General features: G+C 45.2%; 13 protein-coding genes. 1 reads left to right on the forward strand and 12 read right to left on the reverse strand.

Features of this window, described 5'->3' with window-relative positions; translation table 11 throughout:
* Window positions 1–140: 140 nt before the first annotated feature.
* The 9 genes from gcvP to L1N97_RS00475 form a co-directional block, all read right to left on the reverse strand.
* Window positions 141–3,032, reverse strand: a complete 2,892-nt coding sequence (gene gcvP / locus L1N97_RS00435) for an aminomethyl-transferring glycine dehydrogenase (protein ID WP_236128500.1) — start codon at window positions 3,030–3,032, stop codon at window positions 141–143.
* A gap of 304 nt (window positions 3,033–3,336) precedes the next feature.
* Window positions 3,337–3,723 (reverse strand): glycine cleavage system protein GcvH, encoded by a 387-nt coding sequence (gcvH, locus tag L1N97_RS00440; RefSeq protein WP_226750726.1) that lies wholly within the window; start codon window positions 3,721–3,723, stop codon window positions 3,337–3,339.
* Window positions 3,724–3,783: 60 nt separating this feature from the next.
* Window positions 3,784–4,863, reverse strand: coding sequence for a glycine cleavage system aminomethyltransferase GcvT (gene gcvT / locus L1N97_RS00445; protein ID WP_236128501.1), 1,080 nt, complete (start codon window positions 4,861–4,863; stop codon window positions 3,784–3,786).
* A gap of 438 nt (window positions 4,864–5,301) precedes the next feature.
* A complete protein-coding gene (locus L1N97_RS00450; protein WP_236128502.1) occupies window positions 5,302–5,604 on the reverse strand; it encodes a type II toxin-antitoxin system RelE/ParE family toxin in 303 nt (100 codons plus the stop codon).
* Window positions 5,592–5,849 (reverse strand): type II toxin-antitoxin system Phd/YefM family antitoxin, encoded by a 258-nt coding sequence (locus L1N97_RS00455; protein WP_229585057.1) that lies wholly within the window; start codon window positions 5,847–5,849, stop codon window positions 5,592–5,594. Before L1N97_RS00455 ends, L1N97_RS00450 begins: the two co-directional genes overlap by 13 nt.
* A 733-nt stretch (window positions 5,850–6,582) precedes the next feature.
* Window positions 6,583–6,810, reverse strand: a complete 228-nt coding sequence (locus L1N97_RS00460; RefSeq protein WP_236128503.1) for a hypothetical protein — start codon at window positions 6,808–6,810, stop codon at window positions 6,583–6,585.
* Window positions 6,811–7,172: 362 nt separating this feature from the next.
* Window positions 7,173–7,580, reverse strand: coding sequence for a hypothetical protein (locus tag L1N97_RS00465; protein WP_236128504.1), 408 nt, complete (start codon window positions 7,578–7,580; stop codon window positions 7,173–7,175).
* A 175-nt stretch (window positions 7,581–7,755) separates the two neighbouring features.
* Complete coding sequence (locus tag L1N97_RS00470) at window positions 7,756–7,980, reverse strand: hypothetical protein (RefSeq protein ID WP_229585054.1); 225 nt, start codon at window positions 7,978–7,980, stop codon at window positions 7,756–7,758.
* A gap of 38 nt (window positions 7,981–8,018) precedes the next feature.
* Window positions 8,019–8,657: a DUF2959 domain-containing protein gene (locus L1N97_RS00475; protein ID WP_229585053.1), complete on the reverse strand. Its 639-nt coding sequence runs from the start codon at window positions 8,655–8,657 to the stop codon at window positions 8,019–8,021.
* 268 nt (window positions 8,658–8,925) lie between these two features.
* Here L1N97_RS00475 and L1N97_RS00480 point away from each other — a divergent pair, with 268 nt between their 5' ends.
* Window positions 8,926–9,762, forward strand: a complete 837-nt coding sequence (locus tag L1N97_RS00480; protein ID WP_229585052.1) for a hypothetical protein — start codon at window positions 8,926–8,928, stop codon at window positions 9,760–9,762.
* Here the strand turns inward: L1N97_RS00480 and L1N97_RS00485 are convergent.
* The 3 genes from L1N97_RS00485 to L1N97_RS00495 form a co-directional block, all read right to left on the reverse strand.
* Window positions 9,746–10,147, reverse strand: coding sequence for a hypothetical protein (locus L1N97_RS00485; protein WP_236128505.1), 402 nt, complete (start codon window positions 10,145–10,147; stop codon window positions 9,746–9,748). The genes L1N97_RS00480 and L1N97_RS00485 overlap by 17 nt on opposite strands.
* A 271-nt stretch (window positions 10,148–10,418) precedes the next feature.
* Window positions 10,419–12,092 carry a Calx-beta domain-containing protein gene (locus L1N97_RS00490; RefSeq protein ID WP_236128506.1) on the reverse strand — a complete coding sequence of 558 codons (1,674 nt, stop codon included), beginning with the start codon at window positions 12,090–12,092 and terminating at the stop codon, window positions 10,419–10,421.
* Window positions 12,093–12,537: 445 nt separating this feature from the next.
* Entirely contained in the window at window positions 12,538–13,287 is a 750-nt protein-coding gene (locus L1N97_RS00495; protein ID WP_236128507.1) for a GGDEF domain-containing protein, read from the reverse strand.
* Between the last annotated feature and the right edge of the window lie 131 nt (window positions 13,288–13,418).

A 13,418-nucleotide genomic window follows, 5' to 3' on the forward strand; every position in this document is an offset into this window, starting at 1 on the left:
TGCGTTACACGTTATCAATAGCCAGCGTTGAAAATACGCGTTGGCTGACCATTTTAGCGATAAAAAAGCCCTCAAACTTGAGGGCTTTCATTATTGCCGATTACACGAGGAAGATCAATAAGCTCTTTTTTATCAATAACTTATCTGTAATCTTCCGGGCTTGGGCATGAACACATTAGGTTACGGTCGCCGTACACGTCATCAATACGGGTTACCGTTGGCCAAAATTTGTTTTCTGCGACAAACTTCACTGGGAAGGCAGCATATTGACGCTCGTAAGCGCGATCCCATGCTGGGTCGAAGATATCTTCCATACTGTGTGGTGCGAAAGCTAATGGGTTGTTATCAACAGTCCATTCGCCTGCTTCCACTTTGGCAATTTCCGCACGAATGGTGATCATCGCTTCAATAAACTTATCCAGCTCGGCTTTGCTTTCTGATTCTGTGGGTTCAATCATCAGCGTGCCGGCTACCGGGAAGCTCATCGTTGGTGAGTGATAACCGAAGTCCATTAAGCGTTTAGCAATGTCCATTTCGGTAATACCGCTGGCTTCTTTTAATGGCCGAATGTCGATAATACATTCGTGCGCCACGTGGCCTTTAGTACCTACATACAACACCGGGAAGTGTGGGTTTAATTTCTTGGCTACGTAGTTAGCGGTTAAAATCGCGTACTCGGTAGCTTGTTTTAAACCTTCACTGCCCATCATGGCAATGTACATCCAGCTGATTGGCAGAATACCCGCACTACCAAAAGGTGCTGCCGCTACCGCACCGTTGCTGCTGCCGGTGTTGTCAATTTTGACAATACTGTGATTCGGTAAGAACGGTGCTAAATGGCTTTTCACACCAATAGGACCCATACCCGGGCCGCCACCACCGTGTGGAATACAGAAGGTTTTGTGCAGGTTTAAGTGCGACACGTCTGAGCCGATAAAGCCGGGTGAGGTTAAGCCGACTTGCGCGTTCATATTAGCGCCGTCCATGTAAACTTGGCCACCATAAGAGTGCACCACGTCACAAAGCTCAGCGATGGTTTCTTCAAATACACCGTGTGTTGACGGGTAAGTCACCATGATGGCGGCTAAACGATCGCCCACTTCCGCCGCTTTCGCTTTTAAATCAGCCATATCGATGTTGCCTGATTTATCACAATCTACCAGTACAACTTCGTAACTGGTCATGGCTGCTGTCGCTGGGTTAGTACCGTGCGCCGACACCGGGATTAAACAGATATTACGGTGACCTTCACCACGGCTTTCGTGATATTTACGAATAGCAACCATACCGGCGTATTCGCCCTGCGCACCCGAGTTTGGCTGCATAGAAATATCGTCATAACCGGTGATATTAACTAACCAACGGCCTAACTCGCCAATCATCTCGTAGTAACCATCGGCTTGATCGCGCGGTACGAACGGGTGTAACGAGGCAAACTCTGGCCACGTAATCGGGATCATCTCAGCAGTTGCGTTTAACTTCATGGTGCAAGAACCTAGGCTGATCATTGAGTGGTTCAGTGCTAAATCTTTGTTTTCTAACTTTTTGATATAACGCAGCATTTCTGTTTCAGAGTGATACTGGTTAAATACCGGGTGCGTTAATACCGCACTGATACGTGCTAAATCGGCAGGGATAGAGGTTGAACCCTCAGCCACAATAGCGGCATCTAAGGCTTGAACATCTAAGCCATGACCGTTGCCTAATACGATATCAAACAGCTCAGCAATATCAGCGGCTTTGGTGGCTTCGTTAAAGCTCACGGCTAAACAATCGGCCATGTCCGTGCGTAAGTTTACACCCGCAGCTAAAGCACGGGCGATAACGGCAGCACGATCCGCAACGGTAAAGCTTACTGTATCAAACCAATGGTGATTAACTAACTTAACACCCTTAGCTTTAACACCGGCAGCAAAGATATCGGCACTGCGATGAATACGCTCAGCAATGTCTTTTAAACCTTGTGGACCGTGATATACCGCATAGAATGACGCCATATTGGCCAGTAATACTTGCGCGGTACAGATGTTCGAGTTGGCTTTTTCGCGGCGGATATGCTGCTCGCGGGTTTGCATGGCCATACGCAGGGCTTGATTACCACGGCGATCTTTTGATACACCGATAATGCGACCTGGCATAGAGCGCTTATAGGCATCGCGGGTGGCAAAGAAAGCCGCGTGTGGGCCGCCGTAGCACATAGGCACACCAAAACGTTGCATAGAACCTAGCACCACGTCAGCACCTAATTCACCTGGCGCTTTTAACAACATCAATGCCATAGGATCGGTAGCCACGGCAACCACCGCTTTTTTCGCCTGAATAGCAGCAATTAAAGCGCTGTCATCACGAATATCACCGCGTGTATTTGGGTACTGTAACAAAGCACCAAACACATCTAAATCTGTCGCTTCGTTAACGTTACCAACGATAATTTCAAAACCAAACATTTCCGCGCGGGTTTTTACCACGTCGATAGTTTGTGGATGTACGTCGTCAGCAATAAAGTAAGTATTAGATTTGCTCTTAGCAACACGCTTGGCTAACGCCATGGCTTCTGCTGCGGCAGTGGCTTCATCTAACAATGAAGCGCTGGCTAATTCCATACCCGTTAGATCTAACGATAACTGCTGGAAATTTAATAAAGACTCTAAACGGCCTTGAGCAATTTCAGGCTGGTAAGGCGTGTAGGCCGTGTACCAACCTGGGTTTTCTAATACATTACGCAGAATAACGTTTGGCGTTAATGTCGGGTGATAACCCATACCAATGTATGATTTATACATTTTGTTTTTTGACGCAGCGGCTTTTAAAAAGCTTAGAGCATCGGCTTCAGTGCGGCTGTCACCAATAGATAACGGCTCAGGTAAGCGGATGCTCGCTGGCACGGTTTCAGCAATTAACTGCTCTAGGCTGTCAACGCCCAGTTCTTGCAGCATGGCTGCCGTTTCGGCACTGTCTGGGCCGATATGGCGCTGAATAAATTCATCGTGTTTGGCGAGTTGCGTCAGGGTTTTAACAGCGGTATGGGTCATGCTTAATTCCTGGTATTGGTGCAGCGGTTGTCACAGCGGGCGCAAAGCAGTTAAGGTGTAAGCTGCTACGCCAGCTGACATAAAAAATGCGAGTGTGCGAACTCGGTTGCTTACGCAGTGTAAGCTCAAATAGATTGATCCAAATAAGCACAGCACACTTTGCGATTTCGCTATCAGCCGTTTTTCTTTACAGCCGTTGTCATTAATAATGAACAGCCGCGGGTGAAACGTTAAACAACCAATACAGCATCATCATGAAATAGATACTGTATTGCTTGGTGGCCAACAGCTAAAACAGCCGATATTACTCTTCGATAGCGCTCTGGTAACCCGCAGCGTCTAACAAACTGGCTAATTGGGCTTCATCAGCAATCTTAATTTTAAACATCCAACCCTCAGCGTATGGGCTGCTGTTTACCAATTCTGGTGAGTCCGCTAAGGCTTCGTTAACCGCAATCACTTCACCGGCTACGGGGGCGTAGATGTCAGAAGCGGCTTTAACCGATTCAGCAACAGCGCAATCGCCGCCTTGTTCTACAGTGTCACCCACTTCTGGTAATTCAACAAACACCATATCGCCTAACAGATCTTGAGCATGCTCAGTAATACCTACAGTGTAAACACCGTCACCGTCTGCTCGCAGCCATTCGTGACTAGATGCATATTTTAAATTCGCAGGGATGTTGCTCATGTTATTTTCCTTAGCTGTTTTATGTTGTAGTTCGGTGTAAATTAGTGCGCAGTTTGCGGCTTAAACGAGTTTTTTTCCTGCGCGGACAAAGGCCGGCTTGATCACTTTAACCGCAACCATTTTGCCACGAATATCCACTTCAGCCGTATCGGTAGTCGCAGCAGGTACGCGCGCCATCGCAATACTAAAACCTAGTGTAGGTGAAAAAGTCCCTGAAGTAATCACGCCTTCGCCTGCTGGGGTAACTACGCGCTGACCATGACGTAACACGCCTTTTTGTTCCATCACTAAACCCACCAACTTCTCAGTACCTGCCGCTTTAGCTTGCGTAAGCGCTGCACGACCAATAAAATCACGCTCAGCCGGTTCCCAGGCGATAGTCCAACCCATGTTAGCGGCTAATGGCGATACGCTTTCATCCATATCTTGGCCATGTAAGTTCATGCCGGCTTCTAAACGTAATGTATCGCGCGCACCTAAACCACAGGGTTTTACGCCAGCATCCACTAAACGCTGCCATAAATCGGCCGCTTGCTCGTTTGGCAGGGCAATTTCATAACCGTCTTCGCCAGTGTAACCGGTGGTCGCAATAAACAAGTCGCCTGCTTGCACACCAAAGAAGGGTTTCATGCCGGCGACGGCAGCCAGTTGGTTTTCATTTAATAAGGTGGCAACTTTAGCTTTCGCATTTGGGCCTTGTACGGCAATCATCGCGAATTCTGGACGCTCTGTTACCGTCACGTCGAAAGCTTTAGCTTGCGCATTGATGTGCGCCAGATCTTTATCGCGGGTGGCCGAATTAACCACCAAACGGAAGAAGTCTTCTTGCAGGAAATACACGATTAAATCGTCAATCACACCGCCGTCTGCATTCAACATGCCGGTGTATAAGGCTTTACCTGGCACGGTTAATTTGGCGACATCATTGGCGACTAAATAACGCAGGAAATTACGCGTGTTGGCACCGGTTAGGTCAACGATGGTCATGTGCGACACATCAAACATGCCCGCGTCTTGACGCACGGCGTGGTGTTCTTCGATCTGTGAGCCGTAGTTAATCGGCATATCCCAGCCAAAGAAATCGACCATCTTGGCACCGGCAGCGAGGTGGCTGGCGTGTAACACGGTTTTTTGAGCCATTATTTTTTTCCTACTTAATGTGAGGGTCAGCAGCAGAAAAACCATCGCAGCAAAAGGCTTTAAATTTCAGCCTGTTACGCAATAAGCCTGCAGCTTGGACTAAAAAATACTGCTGGATTATACCGCAAGGCCTCTTGGGTAAACAGCCCAATTTGGATTACTTTTTGTAATGAATCAAACCCACTTACCAAAAAATCTAAGGCAAAATTTAAGGCTCTTGTGAGATCCAAGCTCACTGAGCCGCCGTCCAAATGCGTGAGCCTGTTGCAGCTAGCGGCCTGTAGCGGGGTTTGTGGTGGATGGCTTATATCAATATGAAGAGGTTAGGTTTAATTTAGAACGGCATGTCTTTTGTTTGTAGGGTTGGAAGAACTCGTTTTGAGTTAAAATTGGAACGGGTTATCTGGCCACGAAAGCTCAAGGCTCGAAGGGTAAAAACTACAGTTTAGTCAGCATAAACAAACGCAAATCTCTTTCCGAGCGCATAACAAAAAGAATATACACCTTTTCACTATCACACTTGTAAAAAACACGGCATGGATTGACCAACAATTCACGATACTTGAGATGCGCGAGTTCTGGCGGAATACGTCCAGACTCTGGAAAATCGGCTAAACACTCTACTTTAGTGAAGACGGTTTGCACCCGTTGTTTCGCCGCAACTGCATTTTCAAGAACAATGTATTCAGCAATATCATTCAGATCCGATAAAGCGGGGTCGCTCCAAACTATTTCAGCCATTTTGACATTTTGTCCTTAGCATCTTGATGGCTGATGACTTCACCATTAGCTAAAGCGCGCTCACCACGAGCAATACCTTCCAAGATTGCTAGACGATTTTGCATAAACGCATAATCGTCTACATCAATAAGATAAGCGGACGGTTTTCCATGTTCAGTGATCAGTACAGGCTCTTTCGTATCGTGCAGCTCGGCAAGGATCTTTGTTGCTTGACGCTTTAGTGATGTCACGAGTTCTACTTTCATCTGTGAGGCTCCAAAGAAACACTAAAGTGATACTATTCTATCACTATCAACATGGCAAGCTGAAAGCGGCAGCACCATAACTCACTGCGAAGAATGCTTCACAGTTATCAGTGTTTCTCGGTATCTGGCCCCGAAGGGTTCTTTACCAAAGCTATCCAGCTAAGTGAATACCTCTAAGACTCTCCCCATTGCAGCGAGCCGGTTGACCATCGCTGGCCAAGGTTTTAAGAAAACGGGGGTTTGAGTGCGGCGACGAAGCATAGCGTCAGTGACGTTTTTGCCTTGGACAGCGCATGAGCAGCCGGGCTTTCGAGCGGAAGAGGGGCATTTTCTTTGGATACTTTCTTCTGGCGACGCAAAAGAAAGTATCTCGCCAACGGCGAAAACGTTGAGGGTCTTGGTATCTGAACCCGAAGCTACTCGCTAAGCGAATACCACTCTGGCTTTTATTCCCCTTAGAGCGAGCCGACTGATCATCGTTGGCCAAGGTTTTAAGAAAACGAGTGTTTGAGTGCGGCGACGGTAGCGCCGCGCGAGTTACGTTTTCGCCTTGGACAGCGCACGAGCAGTTGGGCTTTCGAGCGGAAGTGGGGTCGCATTTTCTTTGGATACTTTCTTTTGGCGACGCAAAAGAAAGTATCTCGCCAACGGCGAAAACGTTAAATTCTAAGAGCTTGAGAGAGCTCGGTATCTGACCTCGAAGGCTAACGGGGTTTCAATTAACTATTAACTGCTAGTCTTTGGTCTTTTTACTCGTTTTCAGCACTTCCTGCCGTTCCCGCTCATACTCTTCGTAAGTTAGAGGGATACTTCGCATACACTCATCATATTGGCTGACCGGTAATTGCTGACATTGCTGCTTTTTATTAAGCTGCAAATTCTGATAGACCGCTTTATTACTGCAACCAGCGAACGCAAACAGCAATAGCAGGTAAATGAGTCGTGTTATGGATGGCTTCATTGGCTTTTACCTTATTTGATTGTTCAGCGCGGTGTATCGCACTAGCTAGCAAGCCAAGCCACTGCTTTTGCAGAAGTTGCTGAGGTTCTAGCTTACTAATTAGTACAGCTTTGGCAATAGCGCTTATGCTAACTGGCGTGAATAAAAGCGCCATACAGCTGTATACGTTTGTTTTTCTAAGCCCTTTTCTTTAGCCGTACCCGGCTCATGTAAGCTAGCGCCATCAACACAAAAACCAAATGAGGTGAGGGCCTAATTTTTAAACTCGGTACTGTTGCCAAAGCCGCGGCCAACGTTGACCAGCGAACCTACAAAAAGCAAGGCCTGCCCCTGACATGAAGTTAGATGCGATAACCCCAAACCTAAACTAGCCATCGCACCGATAACATGAGTATTAATACGATATACGGAAACGCCACTGTCGGTCGAATAGCTTGACGAGCATACTCTTGCATAAGGGATAGTCCGGTTAAACTGCCTTTTTGATATTCAGTATTAAACTGAAAAGCAGGGGCTTCAGCTTGCGCGGCAATAGCCAGCTCAACCTGAAATAGCCGAGCCGCTATGCGAGACTGAAAGGTTTTCCAAATGGCATCTTGTAGCCAAAGCACTGCCAACAGCAGCAAGATAAAAACATTCACCCCACTTGCCAGCTGTGCAACTAATACCACCGTAATGCTTAATAGTTTTATATAAAGAGAATGCTTCTCGTAGCTGTCAAACTGCTGTTGCAGTAAACACCACTCTGATTCAAATTCTGTTGTTTTCATGAATGCTCTCTAACATTGGCGAGCCATTTAACGATGACGTTACCGTGTTTTTGCTTTATCTGGCCAACCATAGGAAAACCACGCATAGAGTTTTTAATTTGGCCTTAAAACAAAAAAGCGACTGTCTGAAAAGTCGCTTTAAAATCATATTTTTAAACGTATCGCCACAGCAGTATTAAACAAGCGGTCGAAACTTAGCCGCATCAATTATCGACCATAAGTGCGCTATGGCAGCGACAATAGCCGGGATCACCAACCAAAAGGTGGCATAACCCACAGCACAAATAACAAAAAACACGATAGCCGCTAAAATACGGCCTTGCACCAGCTGTCCTAACCCGGGGATAAACACATTACACAAGGCGGCGATAACGTTGCCACCTGAGCCCTGACCTGCCATAACGTACTCCTGACTAATGATATTTACTGTTGTTGAATTTATTGTTTTAACGCTGCCACAAACTGTTCGCTTTGCTTAATTGCAGTATTCATTTCAGCAATCAGTCGGTTAATGTCTTTTTGAATGGAATTAAACTCACCTTTTAACGCCCCAATCGCTTTGGCGTTTAGGTTATGCTTTAAATACAGAGTGTTATCTTGCAGTGAAGCCAGCACAGGCTGCATACTGTCTTCGGCGCGGCGCATGGTTTTCAGTAAACTGGTATATTGGCGCTTAGTAGCAGCCAGTTTGCGCGCGCTGTCGCGTTTCAGTTTGTCGTTGCTGTAAAGCTCCAGCTCATCTTGCCACTCGTCAAATAAGGCATCGGCTACCGATTCGATACTGTCGATGCGGCCACTTACCTCTGCGGCGGCTTTGCTACAGGCTTGAAACTCACTGTCGGTCGCTTCATACATACGCTGTAAGTCGCCACCATCGAACTTTATTAAGCTGCTGAACTGTTCGAGCGCCGATTTAAACTGCTGCTGCGCCTCTTGCTGTGATTGCTGCGCTTCTTCTACCCGATCAACTAAAATATCGCGCTTATGCACGCCAACCTTTTCCATCGCCGAATAATAGGCGCTTTGACAGCCCGTTAAAGTAAAGAAAATGGGCAAAATTAACCACAGATAACGCATAAGATCAGTCCTTTGCAAAAACCAGACATCTGATAATAACCACTAAACGTGATTTGAACAAATCTTAAGTCTGCTTACTTTGGCGTAACGCCTTTAATTTCCTGACACAGCTGCATATCTGATTTGAAACGTTTTGCGGCTTCACAATGCAACGTTCAAGGCCTTACTCTTTTAGTTTGCACCCGAAAGAAAAGAAAGAGGCAAATAAACAGCTATTTTAGTCTATAGTTTAATTTCAAACTAAAAATTCAAACAACGGGATGGATTTATGTTAAAAAAGGTAAGCTTTCTGGCCCTTTTTTTGTTCGCGATAACCAGTTATTCGGCTAACGCATTACTAATAAAAGTTGATTTTACCTCTACCTCGACTGATATGTGGGGAAACACCACATCTGCATTTGACGTGACACAAGCAGGATTCGCAGCAAGCACCTTTAACTCACTGACTGATGCCATTATGACAGCCGTGCGAAATGATTTTTACAATAGTAGTCTTTATGGCTTTATCAGCAACGATAAACAATTAAATATTGATTTTGTAAAAGCAGCTGTAACTGACGATGTATCAGCTATCGATCCCAATCACTACACGATCCAAGTGGGTTCTCGTCTTTCTGGCCCCCACAATGGGTTTGGTGTGGCTTGTATTTCCTGTGTTTCAGGCCCTGGAGGCATTGCACGCTTTCCAACCACGATAAATAACATCTTTGGCTCTATTTTTTCCAATAATATTTTTTCTGCACTGACTTTAGCAGCCGGCGGAACTTGGGATATGAACGAGGCAGTTAATGCTATTGCCGGAACTTTATCGCATGAGATAGGCCATGGTTTGAATCAGTTCCATCCTAGCGGTCAACAAATAAACCCAGGCGAATCACTATGGGGCCTAATGGCTACAGGAGCGAGCCCCTCTTTAATGCCTAATGGCGAAAGACTTAAAGATAGAGCCTTTAGTAATGTGAATATGCAAGATTTAGTTAATAACCTTGGTTTAAGATCAGCAGCAGTATCAGAACCCCCTGCAATAATCTTGTTTTTCTCTGCCTGCTTAATAATGTTTTTCCAATTAAGAAAGAAAAATAATCAAGCTAGTTTAATGTGTTAATCACCACATCACTTGGGCTATTTAATTGAAATAGCCCCGTTTCTTTTTCTTTAGTAAGGAACCAAGTGCCTCTCATACCTACCTCAACTTTAATATCTTGGCTATTCAACATCCCATAAGGCCAATAATAGCCAACTGAAACTAATATAAATTCAGAGTTCGTATTTCCTTTGGTGATATTTTGAATTGCAAGAATAGCGACCTTTCGCGCGTACAAATCTTCTGAAAACTTTAGCGGTACTAAACTGACAACCTCAGCACTCACAATTAAAACAGCCTGCTGTTCGCGCTCTTCGATTGTTAGATAAAGCTCATCAGCGGCAATATTCCCGTTAAATATAATAAAAACAATGATTAGCGTTCTCAATAGGTAAGGTACTTTCATTAATTCTCTCGTATGAATTTCATGCTCAAGCGCTATCGATAAAAGCTTGGCGAATTTAATTTGATAGCAAAACTGCATAACACATTAAAATAATTCAGTTTTTCTCAGAGAAGAAAATAGCGAGTTTTGGAAGTCAACTTAAACGGCTTCACTGACTATCTGCCCCCCATCAAGCTTTGACAGCGCCCTTAAGCTTTGGCGTAACGTCTTTAATTTCCTGACACAGCCGCATATCCGTTTTAAAACGTTTTGTGGCTTAACAATGCAACTTTTAAGCTCTGCCCCCGTGAGGGGTATTAGCAAAGCGCCGACGCAGCGCCACTAACACTAACAACCAAAGTGCCGACAGGTTACTGCTACCGCCTCCCGAGCTGCTGTTACTTCCGGTGTTGCCACCCGATGCTGGGGCACTAGAGGCGTTAATAGTGACGCTGACACTATTATTAGTGCCAATCACTTGGCTATTGCCCGTTAAGCGCACGGTAAAAGTTTCAGCAGGTTCGGCGAGCACATCGGCTGTGGCCGCAACATTAATGGTTTTGCTCAGCTCGCCATTGGCAAAAACCACTTCACGGTTAATCGGGGTAAAATCGTCAGCAGTGGCACTGCCCGCTTCGGTTAGCACGGTAACGCTAATTTGACCATCGGCACCATTTGTTCGATTAAGCGTTAAATTGGCATTCTGGCCTTCGGATAATTGCAAAGTGTTTTGTGAAAAGTTAATCACACCGGGATTACCCATATCATCTGAGGTGATCGTCACGGTTTGCGATGCGGCATTGCTGGCAATACTGACACCATAAGGATCGATCAGCTCCACGACGAACACCTCATCTTGCTCAAACACCGCATCTTGGAAGGTTGCCACGGTCACTTGGCTTGTGGTGTTGCTGCCATCAAAGTAAACACTTTTAAGCGTGGACTGAAAATCAGTGAGATCCGCAGTCGCTTTGCGCGTAATTAACTGCACAACATCACCTAATGCGGCCCCTGACCAGTTGACTTCAACGATTAACGTTTGCCCTTCATTGATCACCGCACTTGGCAGAGATAAAGCGACCGTGCCTGAAGCGGCTTTAGCGGGTGTATTGTTAGCAAAAGGCCGTTGACGATTAGGAATAAGACTGACCATGGCTTCTTTATAAGCTCGTGCGGCATCTGCCTCTTCATTTACCCCACAAGCTACGCCTTGGCTGTTACTCACTAACGGCGATGAAAAGAAGCCCTCACTACGATTACCCGTGCTGCTTTTCATAATACTGTCAAAGTTACCACAGGTGCTACCACGGGCGAATGGCGCAGCTAAAAGCGTGCGCTCAGCCGTGGTGTAACTGTTATAACTTTCGGTATCATGAATAAAACCATCGTTGTGCCCTAACTCATGCGCTAAAGTGCGGTCGGCTAAACCGAGCCCAACCGGAGAGACCCAAGAGTATTTACCGCTTACTTCAGCCAGGCCAATAGTGGCAACAATATCGGGATAATAACGATTCAGCGCCACAACATAAGAGGTATCGTAGTAAAAACTAAAATCATAAGTTCTGTTGAAATACACACTGCGCAAATTATTAAGCCGTTCTTCCCGCTCAGCTTTATCGTCATAAACTAAATCTGTGGGTATCGCCACTACCCCCGCTATTCTGCGGCGTAATGGAATATCTTGGCGTCGAAAACTGTCATTATTAATCTTCACCGCCCCTTCAACATAAGCAAGCAGCTGCTCAACATCATTCTGAAAGTAATCCAGCATATCGTTCGAGTAGAAAAACACCACATCATGCACCAAGGCTTCAGATTCTAAATGTGTCTGCGCCGGATAGGTAAAGCCGTTTGACTGCAATAACAGCGGTGGCGCATTAACATCAAGTGTGCGATCGGGATAAGACTCGGCAAAAGCCATGACCGACGATAGCGCTAATAGCGAAAAACTGAGGGGTTTTAGCATAAAATACGTTTCCTAAGTTGTTTATTCACAAAAGGAAACGTGGCCGCTCAGCGAACCTGCTCCTTAACAGATGCGTCATACTCAACTTGTACAACTATGCCGTTTTTTTTAAGGCGACGACTCAAGCCTATTTATAAAACGCTACCACCTACTGCATCGGATCAAACAAAGGATGAACAACAGCCATTTGAGCGATAAAGCAAGAACGCTGCTGAAGATGAAATCTCGGCGGAGAATTAAAAATAAAGTATAGCTCATCGCATGAAAAAGAGGCGTTAATCGTGTTTTTAACGCTAGCAATACTTGGTTTAGAAAATGCCTGCTTTTAAGGCACAAACTTTGGTACTCGCTAATGGTTGGTATTGAGGTTTTAGCGAGCGTTGTTATGACTACATTTAACTCTCAAGGCCTGACCTCATCAGTTTGATCCCATGAGTTCATCAGTTTAATTAAACGAGAACACCGTTTGGTTTCTGCCATTACCTTTAGCTTGATAAAGCATGGCATCTGCTGTTTTGATATCGTCTTGTACGTCAGCGCCTGAATACTGAGACACCCCAATACTTAAGGTGAGAGGAATATTCAGGTTATTATAGAGTAATGGCGTATTCGCGATTTTTTGTCGGATACGCTCTGCCACGGCTTTGATATTAGTTTCAGAGATATTGGCAATAGCAATAATAAACTCTTCACCCCCAAAGCGGGCAAAAAGGTCCGCCTTAGACAGCAAGCTGCTGATTTGATTTGCGATATGCTTTAATGCTTCATCGCCAACATCATGGCCAAAATCATCGTTTATTTTTTTAAAGAAATCGGCGTCAATCAAAATAAAGTACAAGTCATCGCGTTTCGGTATGCTCTCTAAACGCTCAAAAAACGCCCGTCGATTTAGAATAGAAGTTAAGTAATCGGTTTCGCCCACTTTTTTCATTTGATTGTGTTTCAATCTAAACGCCAACATTAAAAACACCATAATTAATGTCAGGTGACCAAATAGCATAGTCATTGAGCTTACTGTTTGAATTTGCAAAACCGTCGATTCAGGAATAGCAAAAGATAACAACACCATGCTAATAAAAACGAGATGACAGAGTATGATCAGTTGTAAGGTGTAAAAAAAGTAGCTGAGTTCTTCTTGGTACTGGGTATAGCGGGCCTTCTTCGCAACGATATAAGTAAGATAAACCAAGGGCATAACACCAATAGTGAAATGCCAGTAGTGTACGACATCAGCATTTGCGTCGTGAAAGAATGCGAGTAACAAACTTGGGACAAACGATCCAATCAGACAAAATCTTTCATGGTTTTTGTTGGATCGTATTTCTA

Source organism: Rheinheimera sp. UJ63, assembly GCF_021568285.1.
Taxonomy (GTDB): domain Bacteria; phylum Pseudomonadota; class Gammaproteobacteria; order Enterobacterales; family Alteromonadaceae; genus Alishewanella; species Alishewanella maricola.